This is a genomic window from Cytobacillus sp. FSL R7-0680 (assembly GCF_038009245.1).
In the GTDB taxonomy this organism is placed as follows: Bacteria; Bacillota; Bacilli; order Bacillales; family Cytobacillaceae; genus Cytobacillus; species Cytobacillus kochii.
On the sequence record NZ_JBBPAO010000001.1, the window covers coordinates 2365153 to 2386639 of the forward strand.

Genomic DNA, 21487 nt, shown 5'->3' on the forward strand with positions numbered 1-21487 from the left:
TAAAGACGAAATGTAATTTCACTATTTTGTAAAAACAAATTATTACGATACACAACCGAAAAAAAATTTGTGTATTAATACAGGTTTTGCTTTATAATTTTGGGTTTTTAATTTATAATGAAAATAATTGGTTTAAAAAAACTCCGAAAATCTATTCCTTTCAAAGTTTGCCACCGTTATTTCAATATACCCAAAATTACAACATTTTTATAATTCGACACATTTCGTCAAAACCATGGTACTATAGTTTCTGTTGAAAATTTTATAGTGACTATTGACGAGCGACTTAGGGGGTAAATTGTATGAATAATAACACACTTTCGTTCAAACAAATCTTTTCAATAGGTTTAATGCTCTTTGCTCTATTCTTCGGAGCAGGGAATATGATATTTCCACCATTTTTGGGACAAGAAGCTGGTACTTCTGTATGGGTAGCAATTATTGGTTTCCTAATTACTGGTGTTGGACTACCACTCATTGCTGTTATTGCCATTGCAAAATCTGGTGATGTACAGACAATGGCAAATCGAGTTCATCCATTGTATGGATTAATTTTTACTGTGGCAATGTATTTAGTCATTGGTCCACTATTTGCCATTCCTCGTACAGGAACAGTTTCTTATGAGATTGGAGTATTGCCGTTTTTATCTGAAAACGCTGCCAATTCAATTTGGCCACTTTTAATATTCTCAATTGTTTTCTTCGTGCTTACGACTTTATTAGCTATGAATCCAGGTAAGCTTGTAGATGTAATCGGTAACATTCTAACGCCACTACTATTAATTATTCTAGCTGTAATTGTAATAAAAGCGATTATTTCACCAATAGGAGACCCTCAAGCTCCAACAGGCGCTTATGTAGACAGTGCCTTCTTTAAAGGGTTTATTGAAGGGTACTTGACAATGGATACGATTGCCGCTCTTGTATTTGGTATTATCGTGATCAGTTCAATCAAAGGCTTTGGTGTTACGAAAAAAGCTTCAATTACAAAGATTTGTATTGCCGCTGGACTTATTGCCGCAGCTGGTCTAGCCATTATTTATGTATCACTTGCTTATATTGGTTCTACATCTCCAAATACATTAGGTGTACAACCAAATGGCGGTGCGTTATTATCAGTAGCCGCACAATTTTTATTTGGTTCTGCAGGTGGTTATATTCTCGGATTTGCGATCATTTTCGCTTGTTTAACAACATCTGTGGGATTAATCTCCTCTTGCGCAGCTTACTTTAATAAACTTGTACCAAGTATTTCATATAAAAAGTTCGTTATTATTTTCTCAATTTTTAGTATGGCCATTGCAAACGTCGGCTTGACACAATTAATTAATTTCTCAGTACCAGTGCTAACATTCCTTTATCCATTAGCTATTGTGCTTATCCTTCTCACACTAATAAACAATGTATTTAAAGGAGCATCTATTGTATATATTTGCGCACTCATTCCAACAGGAATCATTAGCATAATTGATGGATTAAATGCAGCTGGTCTTGGGAGCGAAGGACTAAATAACACACTTTCTATCTTGCCGTTATTTAGTGTAGGTATTGGATGGCTTGTACCTGCTATCATTGGTGCAATTGTTGGTTTTATTATCGCTTTCAATACAAACCCGAAAGAACAGTTACAAACTCAAGAAGATTAAAAAAAAAGAAATAGTCACTAAGAAAAGCGAAGGAAAAGGGGCCTTCGCTTTTTTCTTATTGTTATTCATTTCTTTTGAGTTTTGTTCAGACAGTCAGTGCACTAAATTAAGTTCGTAATCACTTATAAACGAATGAAACAACTATAGCAAGCGAATTCAAACTAAAAAAACTGATGTAGCCACATCAGTTTTTTTCCTCTTCATTTATCCAATCTTTAATCTTCTCTAACGCTCCTGGTTCTACTTCTTCAATCGCGGTTGCTGCCAGTTCAAGTGCTGCTTTGTATTCATAATTCCTAAAGGCAAGCTCGGCATTCGTAAATTTTTCCTTTAACTCTAGGTGACGACTGCGATATCTATTACCATATTGAATGACCTTTTCAGTTAACGAAAATGTCTCTATCATATCCTCCGTGTATTCAACTGCTTTCTCTACTGATATTAAGGCTATTTCCATATAATCGTTAACAGAAGCAATATTTAGTGGCTTTTCTTCGAGTCGTAAGATGACCTCTTTAATCTGATCGTTTGCTTCTTTCATTACAAATTTATATTCTTCTGGTAAACCCGGAATATTACTTTTTGATACTAAGCGAGCTACGTCACTAACCTGCTTTTTTAAATCATTAATTTTTTCCCTAGCTACCATTTCGTCTTTACGTAATGCTTCTAATTTTTCACTAAAACGAGTTTGTTCCTCTTTTATCATATCTAATTCTTCTTTTACAGTTGTCAATTCTTCTTTTAAAACTGTATGGGGGACTTTTTGTTCCTTGATTTTATCTTCCAATACTTCATATCTTTTGATGGCATTAGTGAGTAGCTTCTGAAGTCTGTCCTGTGTATCACTTTCCGTGTCTGGTACATGATATGTATCGGAAATAACTCGCATTTCTTCTATTAAATCCATATGTCTTTCACTACTATCAATCAAGAGATCTTTCGCCTTGCTTTCTTCTTTAGAAACGAAGTGTTTCGCCATAACTTCCTTTTCTAGCTGTTCATATAAACTATCAATTCGTTCCTTAATTTCATCTTGGAGTTCAGAAGCAGCTTTCACGTTTATCTCTTCAACTAACTCAATTATTTTTTTAACTTCTTCTTCGATTTCAGTTATATTCTTTTCTACTTGGAGGTGTTCGAGTAGGTACCCTTGCTCTTTCATCTCCTCAAACCCATCCTTTAATTCTGCTAACTGATTAGGCAATTTATTATTGACTTCAACTAGTAATACAGGAATTTGATCTATATGATCATTCATTTCTTCCATCTTTTGATTTAAAGCAAGAACTAATTCTCGTGCCTCAAGATAGTTTCCTTCATTTGTTTTTTGAGTATATAACTCGAATTCATTATGCATTTCACCTAGCCTATTTTCGAGTTGTTCCCCCGGCTTGCCATAGGCATGACGTTGTGTTAGTAATCGCTTTTTATAATTGCGGTATGTATCTTTTAACGCTTCCATTTCGAGGCGGTTCTTTTCTTCACTTCCTACTAACTCTTTTAGCTCTATTAAAATCTGGTCGATTTGTTCCTCTACTAGGTTCAATTCCGCTTCAATTTTATTTAAGCTTTCCTTTGCTTTATTGAACCGATATTTATCTATGTATTCTTCCGCATCAAATAATGTCGTTTCAACCTCAGGAAGCTGTGATGTGACGATTTCGTCCCAAGCACTACGCCATTTTTCAAATAATTTTTCTGTTTGACCTGTCATATTTAGTGCCTTCACCTTCGATAATTCATCCAAAACAGGGCGATCTATAATTTCAAGCTTCCATGTCTCTAGTCGATCCACTTCCTTGAAGTATTTCTTCTTAAAAAAATACCCTGTAAAATAAATGCATATGAAAACTATGAGTACACCAATTACATATCCCATCTGTAAAGCCCCCTGTTCTGTTACCGAACCAAATATATATACTTAAATTAATCATTTTCTTGTTCATTTCAATGCTTTTATGATACCATGTAAACGACATTTTTTAACTATTATTTTAAGATTTTATTGAAATAATTGGACAAAATTCGTATAATCAATCTTTTTACATCTTAAATTGACCAGAAAAACTTCTATTTCCCCGTAAAAATAACTGAATAAAGTTAAATCTGCACGTATAAATGATTATTTTTATTTATCTCATATATCGCACGAAATAACAATTATTTCGCTATAAAAAGGAGCTTTCACGTGAAAAAAGATGGTCATATTCATACGCCTTATTGCCCTCATGGAACAAAGGATCATATGAAACATTATATTAATAGAGCGATAGAGCAAGGCTTTACTGATATCACTTTTACTGAGCATGCCCCTTTACCTATTGATTTTATTGACCCGGTGCCAGCCAAAGATAGTGCTATGAAAAATAGTGATATTGCCAATTATTTAGACGAAGTTGAGCAGTTAAAACAACAATATAAAAAGGAACTCAATATCCATATCGGACTAGAAGTGGATTATATTGAAGGGTATGAAGACGAAATAACGGCATTTTTGAATAAAATCGGCCCAAGTATCGATGACGCCATCTTGTCTGTTCATTTCCTAAAAGGGGAAAATGGTTATCATTGTTTAGATTATAGCCCTGATGTCTTCCAAGATATGATTAATGAATACGGGTCTATCGATGCCGTATATCAACATTATTTTCGTACAGTTCAAAAGTCCATCTTAAGCGACCTTGGTCAGTATAAACCAACGAGAATTGGACATATTACTTTAGTTAAAAAATTCCAAAAAAAATTTCCCGTTGAACAGGAATTTGAAAAGGAACTTAGTGATATTTTGAATGCTGTTAAAGACAAGCACTACGAACTGGACTATAATGCCGCTGGGCTCATTAAGCCGCTATGTCTTGAAAGTTATCCTCCTGCATCAGTCGCACAAAAAGCAATGAGTATGGGCATTCCACTTGTATACGGCTCCGACGCTCATCAAGCAAAACTTGTGGGATACGGTTGGAGTAAGTTAAATTCCCAGTTACAAAACATTTAGCAATGTCACCTGCTGCTCTTTTGGCTCTTTTCTACAAACAAAATGATCAATCCAAGCATGAGTCTCACGTACATACTTCTCCACAAAATAACTTTCATGGGGAACAAGGTAAAGCACTTCTGTTAAGTAATGACTATTAAGAAACGGCATAGTAAGCAGACTCTTCCATTGTAGGATTAAATACGCCGTCGTGTTTAAGTAGAATTCTTTCGTCTTGAATCCTTGTTCAAAGATTCTATTTAGATAATACTTTTCCTTTGTTAAATAAGTGGACATAATTTCTCGGACCATTTGCGAATCGATCGACATTTCTCTAATAATCAGTCTCGTTAATTGCACATTTTCAAATTGGAAATAAAGGATATTTTCAGCAACGGCCTTTAGGGAATGTGTCGGTCCTCGGTCTAAGAGATTAAACCCTTTCTCAATTTCTTGAATATATGCTTCATAATATTCCGTTAAACATTGCTCTAACAAACCATTTTTATTACCAAAATAATAGGATATATTAGCAACATTTGTTTTTGCTTTACTGGCGATATCCCTGACAGATGTTCCATTAAACCCTTTATGGTTGAAGAGATAGATAGCTGCATCAATTATTGCCACTTTAGCATTTTCTTTCATGCGCTCTTTCGCCTCCCTATAACAAGATTTTTGTTCAAATATCCTCTGTTCTTGTTATAATAAATCTATTCTTGCATAAAAGAGATTTTCCTTTTATTAATTGTCGACAAAGTCTCCCCTTTTAACCTATTTTATGGCATAATACCTTAAATACTTAAAGAAAGCATGGTGATGTATGATGTTTAACGTCGAAAATTATCAAGGAAATAAAGAAGAAAATTATCAACTAGTAATTAAGCAACTTGCTGCATTATTAGAAGGTGAAAAAAATACAATCGCCAACTTAAGTAATGCTTCTGCCTTATTAAATCAATTTTTAGACCGTACAAATTGGGTTGGCTTTTATTTAATGGAAGACGGAGAACTTGTTCTCGGACCATTTCAAGGATTGCCCGCATGTGTAAGAATCCCAGTTGGTAGAGGTGTTTGCGGCACTGCTGCTTCTAGACAAGAGACGCAAAGAATTGCAGATGTCCATGCTTTTCCTGGCCATATCGCATGTGATGCGGCTTCTCAATCGGAAATTGTCATTCCTATCGTAAAAGATGGAACATTATTAGGTGTCTTAGATATTGATTCTCCTGAAAAAGACCGCTTTGATGAAATAGATGAAAAGATGCTAGAAGCATTTGTAAAAGAATTAGTGAAGTTCTTATAATTTCAAGAAATGCGAACAAATAAGGATATATACATTTGTTCGCATTTTGATTAGATGATGTTATTTGAATTGATTTAACGCTTCAGAGAGATCTGCTTTAATATCTTCGATTGCTTCTAATCCCACTGAAAGCCGTAATAAACTATCTCCAATCCCCATTTTTTCTCTCTCTTCTTTAGGAACGACAGCATGTGTCATCGTTGCCGGATGTTGAATTAAAGTTTCTGCATCACCTAAACTCACAGCCACTTTAATTAGACTTAGATGATTCATCAATGCCTGCGCTTCTTTTTGTCCTCCTTTAATTTTAAAAGAAATAAGCCCCCCGGGTTGCTTCATTTGTTTTGCGATAATCTTAGCTTGTGGGTGATCAGCAAAACCTGGGTAATAAACCTGCTCAATTTTTTCATGATTTCGTAAAAATTCGGCAAGAATAGTAGCTTGTTGACTGTGTCGGTCTAATCGAATAGCTAATGTCTTGATACCTCTTAATAATAACCAAGCATCAAAGGGAGATATAATACCACGTATATCCTTTCTTGTATGTCTCGCAATGTCGTCCATCCACACTTTTTTACCTGCCACAATGCCAGCAATGACGTCTCCATGGCCACATAAATACTTTGTTGCACTATGGATAACAATATCACATCCAAATGAAATTGGATTTTGCAAATAAGGGGAACAAAAGGTGTTATCTACTACAACAGGGATTTGTTTTTCTTTACCTATTGCTACGACCATTTCAAGATCAACAATATCAAGCGTTGGATTAATCGGTGTTTCAATGTAAATAAAAGTGGTTTCTGGTGTAATACAACTCATTAACTCTTCTCTAGAGCTCATAGTAGAAAACTGATGTGAAATCTGGTACTTTTCTTCTAATAAATGCAATAGACCATATGTGCATCCATATACTCCTTGTGAGCATAAAATATGGTCTCCCGCTTTCGTTAATGTCATTAACACAGATGAAACAGCTGCCATTCCAGATCCAAATGCTAATGCCGCTTCTGCCCCTTCTAATTCTGCCATTCGTTTTTCTAAGATCTCAACAGTCGGGTTCCCTAAACGTGAATAGACATACCCTGCTTCTTCAGAGGCAAACCTGCGAGCACCTTCCTCTGCACTTGAAAATGTAAATGTAGCTGTTTGAAATAAAGGTGGTATTAAACTGCCGTTATATAATTGACTATCATAACCAGAATGAATACATTTGGTCTCTATTCTTTTCTCGTTACCTTCCAAGGATATCTCCTCCAGGATTATGATTGAAAACGCTTACAATAATAAAAGTACAAAACATTACCGTTTAAATATAAAAAAGATTCCTATAATTCAGAATATGCTACCACACAAGAATTTTCAACGATTATTATTATTTATCGGTGTCTAATTAAACAAAGAGGCTGGTATAAGTGGCGTTAACTAAATAGGATTGGGCGTTTGTGAACTAAGTGTCCAGTTTGGACATTAAAAGTTCTCATTCTAAACCCCATCTATTTAATTTCTATCCAACTAAACTAATCAACCTCTTAGTCTCTATCTTTTTCTAAAAAAACAACTTTATTTTTCCCTGCATTTTTCGCTTCATATAATGCTACATCAGCACGGTGAAATAAGGTTGCATAGCTCTCCTCTTCATTAGCTTTCCAATGTGACACTCCACATGAAATACTCACATTTGGACTCGTTAATCGACTCACTTTTTCCTTTAATCTTCTAGCGATTGAAACACCGATCTTCGCATCTACATTTGGAAGATAAATCGCCAGTTCCTCTCCTCCCCATCTTGCGCCCACATCACCCACTCTAATATGATGAATGATGATATCTGCCACTTGAATAAGGATATCGTCACCGACTTGATGACCATATTCATCATTAATCATTTTAAAATCATCAATATCGATTAATATTAAAACACCTTTTTCATCACTTTTTAGTGATTGTTCCACTTGATTATCCAAATAACTTCGTGAAAAAAGTTGCGTTAAGTGATCGGTTACGACTAACTTTTCTAATTCCTCTCTTAATAACGAATTCTTAAATGCAAGCGTTGTATGATGAATTAATGCTTGGAGTAATTTAAATGAATCAAACGGAAAGTAATAAGGCATAGGGTGCAAAATCACGACAAACCCCCACATATTCCCTAAGTTTCCCATAGGTACGGCCATAAGAGAACGGTAACTAGCTTTCATATGGGGAATCGTTAAATCGCCAATAAAGAGCGCATCTTTCTTCTCTAACATCAATTTTTGCACATATGTTACAAAGGCTTTCGATTTTTTTGCAAAGAAGAAACTGGTGCTACCACTTAATGGAGTCCATTTTTCACCATCTTGAGACAAGAAAAAACCCACTTCTTCTGCGTGAAATGATTTCTTTATTTGTTCTGTCATAAAATGAATCGTCTCTGTAAAACGCAGATCAGCATTTAATTGCTGTGATGTTTCGTTTATAAATTGCAAATCACCAATTAATTGTTGTGATTGTTGATGTAATTGAATATTTTCAATAATTGCTCCTGTCATTTTCGCAATTAAACCAAAATACTTTTGATCTGCTTTAGGAATGGCATATATCCCTTTAGTAATCACTTGGAGAACACCATATACCCCCTGGCTTCCTAAAAAAGGAGCATATAGAACAATGTCGGTTGATGTTTGTTCTATTGTCACTTCCCCTGATACATACGCTTCAAGTGCGAGACTGTTTTCCTCCTGATAATCTAGATCCCTCACTGGTAATTGATTGATTTCTTCATAATCATGTGTCAACAATAAATAATATTGAAATGAAGGATAGAGCCTATCCAGAATTTTTAACATTTCACTTAATAATACGTCCAATTTTAATATTCTATGAAAACTAAAACGTTCGACAAATGCGAACAATTCCGTGTAATGCAGTTTTTCATCGTAAAGCTCATTTATTTTACCTTTAAATAACATATAGGAACTCAAGACATCTGTAAGCTCATTCATAAATGGTTGGCTCAACATAAATTGTTGATTCTCCCTTAGCAAAACCAAATACTCTGGTAAGCCATCTAACCGCTGAAGGAAGAAGATGAGTAAGCGTCCATCTTTACTCGAATAAGCTCCCTGTTTTTTATTAACATACAAAGGATGATTTTCACGATAAACCTCATCTATAGGAATAATAGCAGGTAAAGACAATAACTCAGCATGGTATTCCCCTTCAATGACATATGCCTTTCTCCACTCATTTACGAAATAAAATCCCGCTGCTATACATCCTAAACTAGTAGCAACTTCTTTAACAAAATCATCAAATTGATTCTTAGAAGTATTTCCTTTATATATAAGGTCTAATATTTTACTTTTTATTTCTAGTAACGCTTTTACTTCTTTTTCCTTATCCATAGTTATATCACCTATATTCAAAAGTGGTTTGTTTATCACCCACATTTTAGATAGAATATGTACTAAATCCAGATGTATAAAACAGACATAATTAATCGTCTCTTAAATGGTATGGGAATTATCATTTTTATGACTTAACAAATGACATAAAAGGATAATCGCACTTAAATATATTTATTATTACACTTAGCTATTTTTTTCTATACTATAGTTCTTTTAACCTACTTCAAAACAGATACTTTAGAACTATATTATATCATATATTTTACAATATCAATCAATCTTTATTATAGTTTTTACTATATTCATAAGGAATTGACTCATTTTCATTAATTGTTTTCAACTTACAACCTCGACATCAGAGATTACTGATTGACTACATATTACACTCAGTAAAACATTGACTTCTAATCAATAAAGATTGTATAATAGTCTTTGTGTAAAATATCGCAGCTTTTGTGTGTACTTTAATGTTTCATTCTGTTCCTCTAACAATCTTTGTTGATGGGGTATTGTGTAACCCTCTGCTGCGAGGGCGAAGATACTTGAAAACAAAATGTGCGTAAAGATGACCACAACTGTTTTTATTTTACCCAAATAAAAACAAAAAGGAGGAGTCATATTATGGCTCGTTATACTGGCCCAAGCTGGAAATTATCTCGTCGTCTTGGTATTTCTCTAAGCGGCACTGGTAAAGAATTAGAAAAGCGTCCTTACGCTCCTGGACAACATGGTCCTAACCAACGTAAAAAATTATCTGAGTACGGATTACAATTACAAGAGAAGCAAAAGCTTCGTCACATGTATGGTGTAAATGAACGCCAATTCCGTAACTTATTCGATAAAGCTGGTAAAATGACTGGTAAACACGGTGAAAACTTCATGATTCTTTTAGAATCTCGTTTAGACAACGTTGTTTATCGTCTAGGTTTATCTCGTACTCGTCGTCAAGCACGTCAACTTGTGAACCACGGTCACATCTTAGTTGATGGCAAGCGTGTAGATATCCCTTCTTACCGCATGCAACCAGGTCAAACAATTACTCTTCGCGAAAAATCTCGTAACCTAGATATCGTGAAAGAAGCAGTTGAAGTTAGCAACTTTGTTCCTGATTTCGTATCTTTCGATGCAGATAAACTTGAAGGTTCTTTCACTCGTTTACCAGAGCGTTCTGAACTTCCAGCAGAAATTAACGAATCTCTTATCGTTGAGTTCTACTCTCGTTAATATTAGCATTAAGCATTTTAATGCTAATAAACCCCTTGAAATGTTGTTAGATCAACATTTCAGGGGTTTTTTCGTTTTTATTTACTTTGCAAAACAGGGTAAGATAATGCTTTTTGGGACCAAGTTGGGGCCAAAAAATAATAGGAAGAGTGCCCGTTTGCTTCATATTATTACTCATTCTTCAAATCCCGAACATCGTACTTGACGGTTCACAAGGAATAAAAGAACTTACAGAATGACTTTGTCTTAGAACTATATTTAGTTAAAAGGAATTTCTATTTTATTATTTTTATGAATATCTTCAGTTCCGGAATCCAAAGCTGTTCTGTAATACCAACATTTATGCTTGATGAGTTCCATTGTCTTGTTTAATTCCTCTAGTTGTGATTCCACTATAGCTTTTCGTTCCATGAACATATCAAATCTTTGTTGCAAGGTGGAATCTCCTTCAGAACACCAATCAATAAAATTTTTTATTTCTTTAATAGGCATTCCGGTGGCTTTTAAACATTCAATTATTTTTAAAGCTTCGATATCGGATTCTTTAAACTGTCTTGTTCCCCTAGCAGTACGTTCTATAAATGGCATAAGTCCTTCTTTGTCGTAGTAGCGCAAGGTATATACGGTAAGATTCAATTCTTTAGCAACCTCGCTGATAGAATATGTCTTCATTATTACTCTCCGTTTCTTTATTTACGATATAGATTTCGAGTTAACTCTAGAAATGAAAGAAATTATATCATGGTATTTGTTGATTGGCAAAGTCATCTGTTCATTAGAAATTGGGTAAAAAGAATAAATGGGTCATTTTAGCTAGAGTTAACTGTAATATATAAGAGAAAAAAAGCAAGATTTGATATGAATAGAGGCTATTTTAAGATGAGTTCTTAGTTTAATCTGGTATAAGTGTTATAAAAAATGGATTAGGAATGATAGAGCGTCAGATTCAGAAAAGGTATATTTTGAAGAATACAGTAAATTGATGAAAAGCAAAAATTGGGATTTGTAAAGAAAAATTCAGAACATAGGTCTTAACGAACAAATAAAGACGTCTTTTTAGTTACTAATATTTAATTTTTATAGGGGTACCGCCATTGGCTGTACCCCATAAATATCGCTTACGTCATTCACATTGTACTGATGTCAATTACAAATCTATACTTCACATCGGAAGCTACTACTCGTTCATAAGCTTCGTCAATTTGATCAGCTGAAATCACTTCAATTTCAGGAGTAATATTATGTTTAGCACAAAAATCCAACATTTCCTGTGTCTCCCGGATGCCTCCAATCATAGACCCAGCAAATGAACGACGATGACCGATTAGATTGAACACGTTTAGTGACAGTGGTTCTGCAGGAGCGCCTACGTTTACTAGCGCGCCATCAAGATTGAGTAGTCCTAAATAGGCATCCAAATTAATCTTTGCACTTACCGTATTAATAATTAAGTCATAGCATCCAGCAAGTTTCTCGAATGTTTCTGGGTCACTTGTTGCATAGTAATGATCTGCACCTAACTTCAGACCATCGTCCATTTTCTTCAATGTTCGAGACAGAACAGTGACTTCAGCACCCATTGCATGTGCAATTTGAACAGCCATATGTCCAAGCCCCCCCATACCAACAATTGCTACTTTCTTGTTAGGACCTGCTCCCCAATGATTTAACGGGGAATATGTTGTAATACCCGCACAAAGTAATGGTGCTGCTACGTCAAATTCAATATTATCAGGTATTCTGAGTACGAAATCTTCCGATACGACAATGTGGGTTGAATAGCCACCTTGAGTGGGCTCCCCGTATTTATCAACACCTGCATAAGTATCGACTTTTCCTTTTAAACAATATTGCTCTTCTCCTTTACGGCAGTTCTCACACTCACCACAAGAATCAACCATACATCCGACTCCTACTCGGTCCCCAACCTTATACTTTGTCACCTCGGCTCCAACATCTGTGACGATTCCCGCAATCTCGTGTCCGGGTACAAGTGGATAGTTCACTGGACCCCATTCACCATGAGCAGTATGAATATCAGAATGACATATGCCCGCATATTTAATTTCTATCAGAACATCTTGTGAATCAAGATCACGTCTTTTAATTTCTGCAACTCTAAATGGTTTGTCTGGACCGTCTACTGCTCTTGCTTTAGCTGTTATCATTTGTTTAAACCTCCAATAATTTGATTTTAAAGAGAATTGACCTGTTTGTTTCTTACAAAACTAGAATAACCCCTCTAGTTAACTCTAAGTCAAGGTATAAGTTTATATGCAGAATCAAGCCAGCAAAATTATATAATAGTGATACTCCTTATGTGGAGTGTTTTGTAGGAATATACCTTTCCATTGTGTGAACAAACTAAAAATGTAAATACTTGTAAAAAGAAAGATGAGATGTATTTGATAAACAGAGTTGATGAATTTAGAAAAGGAGCGAGGTTTGAACCAAAGAGATTTCGCTAAAGCAATTCGTTAAGACAAACTGGCTAGAAGCGAATTTACTTAATTAGTAATTAATTTGTGAAAAGATGTTCTTTAAAACAAACAGCTGTTCAGGTAAAAAGCCCCTCTCGATTGAGAAGGGGCTTTTTACTAAAACTCGTCATAACTTACTAAGGAAAAGTCATCCTTATTTAATTTCCTTTTACAAATATCCATATAATCACAAACATTGTTCTTGAAGTTTTTTATAATGTCTACTAAGGCATCCTCAATTTTTAAGCCATATCCTACTGCTCCTTCAAAACCACCTAAAGGATCTTTTAGTTTTAGATTTGTATAACCAATAAAGGTATTAGATTCTTTTTGTTCATAGATTCTCACTTTAAAGGAACCAAAAGGAATTTGGTCACCTTCATATACTTCTTCAAAAAAAGATAAAGCAGATACTTCAAACTCAGCCACTAACTTTTCAATTGTATTAATTTTCTCTATATCTAAATCCTTCCAACTCATTCAATCCCCCCATTTTTTTGGAGCTTAACATTTTACTTTCATTCTTTTTATATCTAACCATGCCGTAAACTTCACCTAATACATGAGTTCCAGAGTATTTCCCCCAAAGGAAACTGCTTAGGCAATTCACATATGGAGAACTTTTTTGGATTACTATATCAGGTAATGTATTTCAGAAAAGCACGCTACTCATTTGAGAAAATTAAAGGAGAGTAGATCATTCATTATATAAATAAACGCATAAAGAAAAAATGGCAGGTATGAGTGGTTCAATACCATATTCATACCTGCCAAATAGTTACTTAATATAAAGCTCTCACTTTTAGGAGTCACTACTATATGTTGGTTTTTCTTTATTTAATAATGATATACCTCCTTGCTTAATACTTAAACAACATGGCAACCATCTCATGCCCCGCACCAATAGTCCAAAATAACACCGTATCGCCTCTTTTAATCCTTCCTGTTTCAATACCTTCATATAAACAAATAAAAGGACTACTTGTAGTGGTATAACCGTACTTATCACCTATGTAGATGATCTTTTCCTGTGTGATTTCAAAATGTGATTGTATTTTCTTAATGTTTGATAAAGCAAATTGAGAGAAACAGTAAGCATCTACATCTCCTATTGTTAGGTTATTTCTTTCAAGCAACTCTTCAATCATTTCACAAGCTACTGGAATGGCCATTGCTCCATCAAAAGGTAGGAAAACAATATTTTCTGCTTGTCCTCTCGTTTGAGAAAAACCTGCCTGCGGATAGACAATATTATCTTTATTCGCAGAATCCACTTCGAATATGGCATCAATAAAACCTGTTTCTTCTGTTGTTTTTTCTAAAATAAGAGCTGCTGCTCCATCAGCAAAGTTGGCAAAGGTAATCTCTTGCTGAGGGTGAGATATGAGGCTATTCGCATCCGATCCAATCACCAATGCTTTTTGCACACGTGGATTGGCCATCATGTAACGTGACACATTTTCCACTGTTAAAGTCATACCTGCGCAATTTGCATTACTATCATATATCATTGTATGATTCTTGGCACCAATGGCCTCATGTACATACATCGCATGACTTGGAAACGTCCTTTCAGGTACCTGTGTGGAAAAAACGATCAGATCTATATCCCCTCCAGCCATTTCAGCCTTAGTTAATACCTTTTTCGCTGCTTCTATTCCCATTGATAAGCTATTTTCCTTACTGTTATCAATGATGTATCGCTCTTTTCTACCCATGATTTCAAGGAAATGTGTAATATCCCTCCCTTGTTTCTTAAAATGTTCAATATAAAAATCATTTGTCACAACATTCTCAGGATGATAAATAGCTATTGCACGCATTTTAATATTCTGTTCTGTCACTTTCAATTCTCCTCTTGATATGATTTATTTTCCATATAAATAAGTATGAAGAGCTACCCAAATAGAATAGCTCTTCATACTTATTTAAGCCTCTTCAACACTCGCTTGTAAAAGACCCGCGTTTCTCGCCACTCTTGCCAATTGCATTTTGAGGACTACATTTTCCTTAATCGTATAGATGACTTTCTTGAAGCCTGTCTCTTTATACATTTTCATCACTTCTGTCAAATTATCAGACAGCTCTTGAGATAAAAGCTTCATTTCCGTACAATCAACAAAAAGGTCATAATCCGGACCATTGATCGGACCGATTTTTGCCACATATTCCTCAACAAAAAGCTTTGCATCCTCCATCGTCATCTGCCCTGCTACAGACATATTTACTATTTTACTTGCTTCATTCACATGAATCGTTGCTTTTTTCATTTTCCTATAACTCCTTATTATTTTTTACTCACAAATAGGTCTTTACACCCATAAATAAGTTATAAGACTATATCAAACTATTAGTCTACTATAATAATATCGGATGATTAATAAAAATTTTACTAGAATATAGGAAAATAGGCACAAAAAAAAAGCACCCTGTTAGGGTGCAAAATACTTTTATCACTCATATGCTAGCAAAATCTTCTTTGAAAAAATTTCTTGCTACATTCGTAAACAAATGAATGGTTACATTGTTTTTGAACTAGATATATCTTTGCTACTCTTCATATAAGTTTCCCGTTTAAGATAGATTAATAGACCACCTATAACCCACCAGCCTGCAAAGATGACCCATTCATATGGCCAGATTAATGCAGCAGGCATTCCTGGGAAAAAGAGGATAATAAAGCCAATACTTAATAGAACCGCTAACCACCCGACAATATTAGAATTCCCTGCTTTGAATGGTCGAAGCATATCTGGCTCATTTTTACGTAATTGCAAAAAGGCAATAGAGACGATTAAATAGGCAAAGAGAACGGCCAACCCACCAGCGTCTACTAACCATACAAGCATTGGACGACCTAAGAGTGGCGCTAACATTGATAGTCCACCAATAAACAGAATCGCATTCGTTGGCGTTTTATTTTTCGGATGTAAGCGACCAAACCAAGCGGGAATCATTTCCTTCTCTGCCATTGAGCAAAGAATACGACTACCTCCAATAATAAAGGCATTCCAACTCGTCAATATCCCAGCAATTCCTCCAAGAATCAAAATGGTGGCAAAATGATCAGAACCATATATGATTGCCATCGCATCCGCGGTTGGTAAAACCGATGTCGAAAGAGTTGTTTTATCTACTGCTATTCCTACTGCTATGACTACTCCAATATAGAATATAACAGCAAAGGCAACTGACATTATTAAAAGGCGTCCAATCGATTTTGGAGGTATATTCATTTCCTCAGCCGTTTGTGGGATAACGTCAAAACCGACAAACATAAATGGAGTCATCACTAGAACAACAATAATACCTGAAACGCCCCCTACAAAAAGTGGTTCAGCATCTGCTAAGCTTCCAGTCACACCGGCACCTGCAATGAGCATGACACCAATTAAAGCAATCACAATCGTTAATACCATCTGTAAAAAGGCAGCTGATTTCACACCAAAGAAGTTAAAAATGGTAACAAATAGGGCACCTGCGACTCCTACTAAAACCCAGGATAGATAGACATCATAATCATTGATGGTGTACATATAACCAACTTTATAATTAGGAAACAAATATTCTACAACGGTCGGCAGGGCAACTGCTTCAAAAGCGACGACTGATATATAGCAAAGTGCTAACCCCCAGGCAGCAATAAAAGCAGACTTACGTCCAATACCTCTTTCTGCAAAAATCATCGTTCCCCCATTTGTCGGCATTGCTGATGATAATTCTGCATAAGCAAGTCCGACAAAAGAAACTAAAATACCGCCAACAATAAAGGCAATCGTTGCTCCAACAGAACCAGCAGTATGAACCCAGTTGCCTGAAAGCACAACCCACCCCCAGCCAATCATTGCACCAAAAGACAAAAACAACACATCGAATCGAGACAGGACTTTATTCTTGTTAATAAAATTCAACCCTTTCAGATTTAATTGCCATCTAATGTTTCAAAAGTTTGTATAGATACTGTTTTTATCTCTGTAAAAAACTCAATTGCTGCTTGTCCCTGTTCTCTGCTACCTGAGCTTGATGCCTTCATTCCCCCAAATGGTGCTTGGGGTTCTGCACCTCCAGTCTCTCCATTAACTTGAACCATACCTGCTTCAGCATGTTGAATAAAATGAAATGCTTGGTGAAGATTATTCGTGAAAATAGAAGCGCTTAGGCCATATTTAGAGGAATTCGTTGCTTCTAATGCCTCCTTGTAATTCGCTACTTTCCTTAAACAAAGAACTGGGCCAAAGATTTCTTCCTTAACAATCGTCATGTTTTCTTTCACATTTTCAAAAATTGTCGGTTGAATATAGTAACCATTTTGCCAATATGTATCAGCAAGCGACTTCCTACCGCAAACAAGCTCTGCACCTTCTCCCAATCCTTTTTGGATATAGGATTGTACTTTTTCATATTGTCTCTTTGATACCACCGGACCAATATCTGTCATCTCTGATAATGGATCTCCTATTTTCAATTCATTGATTGTATCCTCCAATATCGTTTTAAAAGAATCATAGACTGCCTCCTCAACATAAACGATGCCCGTTGCTGTACAGCGTTGTCCTGATTGTTTCATTGCACCGTCTATACATGATTGCGCAGCAAAAGATAAATCACAATCAGCCATTACAATCGCAGGGTTTTTCCCGCCTAACTCAAGTTGGTACTTCTTTTGCTGAGATGCAGCAGTAACAGCAATTTGATTGCCTACTTGGTTTGACCCTGTAAATGTAACTGCAGTTATTTCTTTATGACGAACTAATGCCTCTCCAATCGTTGCTCCTGAACCATTAACCATTTGTAGCACATCTTTAGGTAACCCTGCTTGCCACAGAATTTCTGCTAGTTTTATTGCTGTTAATGTAGATTCCTCTGATGGTTTCCAAACAACTGTATTTCCGAAAACTAATGCTGGGGCCATTTTCCAGATTGGGATGGCGATTGGAAAATTCCATGGAGAAATAACAGCTATCGGTCCAATCGGCACTCTAGAAGAGTAGAGAGTTTTTCCAATAAACGCAGAAGGAAGATGCTCTCCAATTTGTCTCCATCCTTCTTGCCCATAATATCGGAGAATCGCTGCTGCTCTACCTATTTCACCTCTCGTCTCTCTTATAACCTTTCCTGTTTCTTTTGTCGCAAGTATAGCCAGTTCTTCCATATTTGCTTCTAATAGATCTGCAGCTACTCGTAAAATTTCCCCACGTTCAATTGAAGGCTTGTTTTTCCATTTTAAAAAGGCTTGCCTAGCAGAAGTAGCCGCTAAGTCTACTTCCGCTAGGGATGATTCTTCTACTTCTCCTATTAATTCATCAGTATTAGCAGGGTTATAGCGCATATACTTTTTTTTATTTGTATCAATCTTCAACCTTTTAACACCTCTCTCTTTACATTCGAAATCGCCTGGTCAAGGATATTAACCATCTGCTCTACTTCTGCTTTGTTTATGATGAGCGGCGGTGAGAAAACAATCGAGTCATGATCATACGTAACTGTTCGCAAAATCAACCCTAGCTTCGCAGCTTCCTTCACAATGAGTGGACTTAAATATTCAGCAAAACGCTCACCAGATTGACTATCTTTGACAATGTCAATGCCACCAAGTAAACCAAACCCTCTTGCATTTGTCACGATTTCATGTTTTTCTTCTAAGTACTTTAGCCCTTTATACAATTCCTCTCCCATTTTTTTTGCGTTCTCAATAAGACCATTTCTCTCAATGATTTCAATATTTTTCAAAGCAACATTACAAGCCACTGGATGACCGCTATACGTATAACCATGCAACAGAGTGCCCTTTGAGAGAGTCTTAAAATCATTGTGTAGGCGATCATTAAGTGCAACTCCACCTAATTGGGCATATCCACTTGTTACACCTTTGGCAAAACAAAGCATATCTGGTTGAATCTCTTCATGTTCAATGGCAAAATATTTTCCTGTTCTTCCAAAGCCAGTAATGACTTCATCGATAATCATTAAGATGCCATATTCATCACATATTTTTCTTATCTCTTTAAAGTAGCCTTCTGGTGGGAGGTTGACTCCGCCTGCACCTTGAACAATCTCAGCAATAAAAGCGGCTATTGTCTCAGGTCCTTCCTTCTCTACTAATGTACGGAATTCTTCTACGCTCGAATTTACATAGTGAAAATGGGGCGCATTAGCATTTGTAAAATCACGAAACGGTTTTAACCCTGTAGCACTTGTAGCCCCCATTGCAACACCATGATACGACATTTTCCGGGAAATAATTTTTTGGCGCTCTGGTTGATCCTTTAATATCCAATAATGTCTTGCTAATTTAAATGCCGTATCGTTTGATTCGGAACCCCCTGATGTAAAAAAGACAGCATTCAGATCTCCTGGTAGTATTTTTGACAACTTTTCTGCTAAGCGGATCGCTGGCTCATTACTAAAAGTGCTAAAATTAGATGTAAAGGCGAGTTTAGACATTTGTTCATAAGCTGCTTCAGCCATTTCCTTCACACCATGGCCTATATTGACATTCCAAAGCGAGGACATACCATCAATAACTTTATGTCCGTTTGTATCTGTCAAATATACGCCCTTACCCTCTGTAAATATATGGCTCGGACCTTCCGCCTGTTGCTGGGCAATTGAGCTAGTTGGATGGATAAAATGCTTCTTGTCTAATTCAGATAACTCTGTGGTTAATAATGTCGTCATGTCAATTCCTCCATTATGTGATTATTTAGAATATTATTATTTATAATGCAATTCTTATGCCAAATTTATAAAACTTATTAAATGAAGAAACTTCTTTATCATTAATGAATTTAATAATTCATTTTTGACTTTTTTAATCAATAAATTAATTATTAATTATATTTTGAATTATTGTATAATTGAAGAGAGGTTTATATGCAAAGGAGTTTTTATATGGAAAATTCATCACTTCATCATTTAATAGAAACAATCGTTCTCACATCCAATAATAATATTACAATTACAAATGGCGTAGGCGAAATCTTATATTTCAATCCAAAACATTGGTCTGTTTATGGTGTAAGGCAAGAAGATTGCTTAGGTAAAACAGTTTATGAATTAGAGGCAAAAGGCGTATTTAACCCTTCAATTACAGCACTAGTAATAAAAAAGAAACAACAAGTAGAACTGATGCAGCAAACGCTAACAGGAAAAATCATTATGACTACCGCCTACCCAATATTTGATAATAACAATCAAATACAATTCGTAGTGAGCTATGCTCAAGATCAAACAGAAATAAATAAACTTCATTTACAATATAAAGAGCTAGAGCGACAAATCCAAAATTATCAGCAGGTCGTAAAAGCACTTAGAGAACAAGAAAATGCCCAATATCGTAACAAAAAAATGGAAGAAATCAAACGAACGATTCATCGGGTAGCCAATACAAACGCAACCGTCTTATTATTAGGTGAATCTGGTGTTGGAAAAAGTATGTGGGCAAGAAAAATCCATCAACTAAGTAAAGAAAAAAAAGAACCATTCATTGAGGTTAACTGCAGTACCATTCCAGAAAGTTTATTCGAAACGGAGTTTTTTGGCTATGAACCAGGGAGCTTCACTGGGGCCCATAAGCATGGAAAAAAAGGGTTAATTGAACAAGCACATCATGGCACATTATTTTTAGATGAGATTGGAGAATTGTCGTTATCCTTACAGGTCAAATTATTAAAAGTACTTGTAGAAAAGAAGTTTAAAAGAGTTGGCAGTAATACAGAGCGAACGAGTCACTTCAGACTGATTACAGCCACGAATCGCCCATTAGAGGAAATGGTCAATAAAGGTGATTTCCGCCTTGACCTTTATTATCGTATCAATGTAATTCCCATTGAAATTCCCCCTTTAAAAAAACGGAAAGAAGACATCATCTTTTTAGTAAGTCATTATCTGTCCATCATGAACAATAAATATCATATGGAGAAAGAGATTCATAATGAGACTTACGAATACTTAACAGAGTATCATTGGCCAGGAAATGTGCGCGAGCTTGAGAATTTAATAGAAAGACTTGTCTTAACAGTTGATTCTGTCATTATTTACCCAAGTCACCTACCCCAAGCACTCTTTAAGAACAAGCAAATCGAACCAGACCTTATTGACTTACCACTACAAAAGAATAATGAAAGCTTAAAAGAGAGAATAGAAAGAATTGAAAAACATATTCTCTTACATACGTATAAACAATATCCCTCAAGCTATAAAGTAGCTGAATTACTAGGAATTAGCCAAGCATCTGCTGCTAGGAAGCTAAAGAAATATCGCGCAAATAGAGAGCTATAGCTTCTATTTGCTTTTTTACTATACAAAACAGGTCCACTCAATTTCTTCTACTATTTTTTTATTCAGCAACATATATAGATAAAGAGATAAATATTAAAAATGATATGAGATAAAAGGGAAAAAATCTTAGAATAAATAAATTTTTAAAAAAAGGTTTGAAATAAGACTATTAAGGATAT

The 21487-nt window shown here is 35.5% G+C and carries 17 protein-coding genes; 5 read left to right on the forward strand and 12 right to left on the reverse strand.

Going from position 1 to position 21487, the window contains the following annotated elements; all coding sequences use genetic code 11:
* Positions 1-302 precede the first annotated feature (302 nt).
* Positions 303-1646 (forward strand): branched-chain amino acid transport system II carrier protein, encoded by a 1344-nt coding sequence (gene brnQ, locus MKY26_RS11750; RefSeq protein WP_095372267.1) that lies wholly within the window; start codon positions 303-305, stop codon positions 1644-1646.
* A 184-nt stretch (positions 1647-1830) separates the two neighbouring features.
* On the opposite strand, the gene ezrA is transcribed toward brnQ, so the two are convergent.
* Positions 1831-3528 carry a septation ring formation regulator EzrA gene (gene ezrA / locus MKY26_RS11755; RefSeq protein WP_095372266.1) on the reverse strand — a complete coding sequence of 566 codons (1698 nt, stop codon included), beginning with the start codon at positions 3526-3528 and terminating at the stop codon, positions 1831-1833.
* Positions 3529-3837: 309 nt separating this feature from the next.
* Here ezrA and hisJ point away from each other — a divergent pair, with 309 nt between their 5' ends.
* Positions 3838-4644, forward strand: coding sequence for a histidinol-phosphatase HisJ (gene hisJ, locus MKY26_RS11760; RefSeq protein WP_341097554.1), 807 nt, complete (start codon positions 3838-3840; stop codon positions 4642-4644).
* Here the strand turns inward: hisJ and refZ are convergent.
* A complete protein-coding gene (refZ, locus tag MKY26_RS11765) occupies positions 4630-5271 on the reverse strand; it encodes a forespore capture DNA-binding protein RefZ (RefSeq protein ID WP_095372264.1) in 642 nt (213 codons plus the stop codon). The two genes, hisJ and refZ, sit on opposite strands and share 15 nt — an antisense overlap.
* A 178-nt stretch (positions 5272-5449) precedes the next feature.
* On the opposite strand from refZ, the gene MKY26_RS11770 reads away from it, so the two are divergent.
* Positions 5450-5929, forward strand: a complete 480-nt coding sequence (locus MKY26_RS11770; protein ID WP_095372263.1) for a GAF domain-containing protein — start codon at positions 5450-5452, stop codon at positions 5927-5929.
* Between the two features lie 60 nt (positions 5930-5989).
* On the opposite strand, the gene megL is transcribed toward MKY26_RS11770, so the two are convergent.
* Positions 5990-7177 carry a methionine gamma-lyase gene (gene megL / locus MKY26_RS11775; protein ID WP_341097561.1) on the reverse strand — a complete coding sequence of 396 codons (1188 nt, stop codon included), beginning with the start codon at positions 7175-7177 and terminating at the stop codon, positions 5990-5992.
* A 287-nt stretch (positions 7178-7464) separates the two neighbouring features.
* Positions 7465-9321: a sensor domain-containing diguanylate cyclase gene (locus tag MKY26_RS11780; RefSeq protein WP_341097568.1), complete on the reverse strand. Its 1857-nt coding sequence runs from the start codon at positions 9319-9321 to the stop codon at positions 7465-7467.
* 624 nt (positions 9322-9945) lie between these two features.
* On the opposite strand from MKY26_RS11780, the gene rpsD reads away from it, so the two are divergent.
* The gene (rpsD, locus tag MKY26_RS11785; RefSeq protein ID WP_095372261.1) at positions 9946-10548 is read left to right on the forward strand and encodes a 30S ribosomal protein S4; all 603 of its coding nucleotides are present in this window, start codon (positions 9946-9948) and stop codon (positions 10546-10548) included.
* A 258-nt stretch (positions 10549-10806) separates the two neighbouring features.
* Here the strand turns inward: rpsD and MKY26_RS11790 are convergent, their stop codons facing one another.
* The 8 genes from MKY26_RS11790 to MKY26_RS11825 form a co-directional block, all read right to left on the reverse strand.
* Positions 10807-11220 (reverse strand): MerR family transcriptional regulator, encoded by a 414-nt coding sequence (locus MKY26_RS11790; RefSeq protein WP_095372259.1) that lies wholly within the window; start codon positions 11218-11220, stop codon positions 10807-10809.
* A 455-nt stretch (positions 11221-11675) separates the two neighbouring features.
* On the reverse strand, positions 11676-12716 hold the full coding sequence (locus MKY26_RS11795; RefSeq protein WP_095372258.1) for an NAD(P)-dependent alcohol dehydrogenase: 1041 nt from the start codon (positions 12714-12716) through the stop codon (positions 11676-11678).
* A 429-nt stretch (positions 12717-13145) separates the two neighbouring features.
* On the reverse strand, positions 13146-13508 hold the full coding sequence (locus MKY26_RS11800) for a hypothetical protein (protein WP_095372257.1): 363 nt from the start codon (positions 13506-13508) through the stop codon (positions 13146-13148).
* 380 nt (positions 13509-13888) lie between these two features.
* The gene (locus tag MKY26_RS11805; protein WP_328198131.1) at positions 13889-14851 is read right to left on the reverse strand and encodes a ketoacyl-ACP synthase III; all 963 of its coding nucleotides are present in this window, start codon (positions 14849-14851) and stop codon (positions 13889-13891) included.
* Positions 14852-14956: 105 nt separating this feature from the next.
* Positions 14957-15298, reverse strand: a complete 342-nt coding sequence (locus MKY26_RS11810) for a hypothetical protein (RefSeq protein ID WP_095372256.1) — start codon at positions 15296-15298, stop codon at positions 14957-14959.
* Positions 15299-15547: 249 nt separating this feature from the next.
* Positions 15548-16939 carry an APC family permease gene (locus MKY26_RS11815; protein ID WP_370873355.1) on the reverse strand — a complete coding sequence of 464 codons (1392 nt, stop codon included), beginning with the start codon at positions 16937-16939 and terminating at the stop codon, positions 15548-15550.
* Between the two features lie 11 nt (positions 16940-16950).
* Positions 16951-18387 (reverse strand): aldehyde dehydrogenase family protein, encoded by a 1437-nt coding sequence (locus MKY26_RS11820; protein ID WP_322910348.1) that lies wholly within the window; start codon positions 18385-18387, stop codon positions 16951-16953.
* A complete protein-coding gene (locus MKY26_RS11825; protein WP_095372255.1) occupies positions 18384-19706 on the reverse strand; it encodes an aminotransferase family protein in 1323 nt (440 codons plus the stop codon). Before MKY26_RS11825 ends, MKY26_RS11820 begins: the two co-directional genes overlap by 4 nt.
* Before the next feature lie 213 nt (positions 19707-19919).
* Here MKY26_RS11825 and MKY26_RS11830 point away from each other — a divergent pair, with 213 nt between their 5' ends.
* The gene (locus MKY26_RS11830; RefSeq protein WP_095372254.1) at positions 19920-21308 is read left to right on the forward strand and encodes a sigma-54 interaction domain-containing protein; all 1389 of its coding nucleotides are present in this window, start codon (positions 19920-19922) and stop codon (positions 21306-21308) included.
* Positions 21309-21487 lie beyond the last annotated feature (179 nt).

Excerpts from the sequence above, each read along its gene's own strand:
- brnQ (WP_095372267.1), top strand. The coding sequence starts at position 303 with ATGAATAATAACACACTTTCGTTCAAACAAATCTTTTCAATAGGTTTA.
- ezrA (WP_095372266.1), bottom strand. The coding sequence starts at position 3,528 with ATGGGATATGTAATTGGTGTACTCATAGTTTTCATATGCATTTATTTT.
- refZ (WP_095372264.1), bottom strand. The coding sequence starts at position 5,271 with ATGAAAGAAAATGCTAAAGTGGCAATAATTGATGCAGCTATCTATCTC.
- MKY26_RS11770 (WP_095372263.1), top strand. The coding sequence starts at position 5,450 with ATGTTTAACGTCGAAAATTATCAAGGAAATAAAGAAGAAAATTATCAA.
- MKY26_RS11780 (WP_341097568.1), bottom strand. The coding sequence starts at position 9,321 with ATGGATAAGGAAAAAGAAGTAAAAGCGTTACTAGAAATAAAAAGTAAA.
- rpsD (WP_095372261.1), top strand. The coding sequence starts at position 9,946 with ATGGCTCGTTATACTGGCCCAAGCTGGAAATTATCTCGTCGTCTTGGT.
- MKY26_RS11790 (WP_095372259.1), bottom strand. The coding sequence starts at position 11,220 with ATGAAGACATATTCTATCAGCGAGGTTGCTAAAGAATTGAATCTTACC.
- MKY26_RS11795 (WP_095372258.1), bottom strand. The coding sequence starts at position 12,716 with ATGATAACAGCTAAAGCAAGAGCAGTAGACGGTCCAGACAAACCATTT.
- MKY26_RS11800 (WP_095372257.1), bottom strand. The coding sequence starts at position 13,508 with ATGAGTTGGAAGGATTTAGATATAGAGAAAATTAATACAATTGAAAAG.
- MKY26_RS11805 (WP_328198131.1), bottom strand. The coding sequence starts at position 14,851 with ATGCGTGCAATAGCTATTTATCATCCTGAGAATGTTGTGACAAATGAT.
- MKY26_RS11810 (WP_095372256.1), bottom strand. The coding sequence starts at position 15,298 with ATGAAAAAAGCAACGATTCATGTGAATGAAGCAAGTAAAATAGTAAAT.
- MKY26_RS11825 (WP_095372255.1), bottom strand. The coding sequence starts at position 19,706 with ATGACGACATTATTAACCACAGAGTTATCTGAATTAGACAAGAAGCAT.
- MKY26_RS11830 (WP_095372254.1), top strand. The coding sequence starts at position 19,920 with ATGGAAAATTCATCACTTCATCATTTAATAGAAACAATCGTTCTCACA.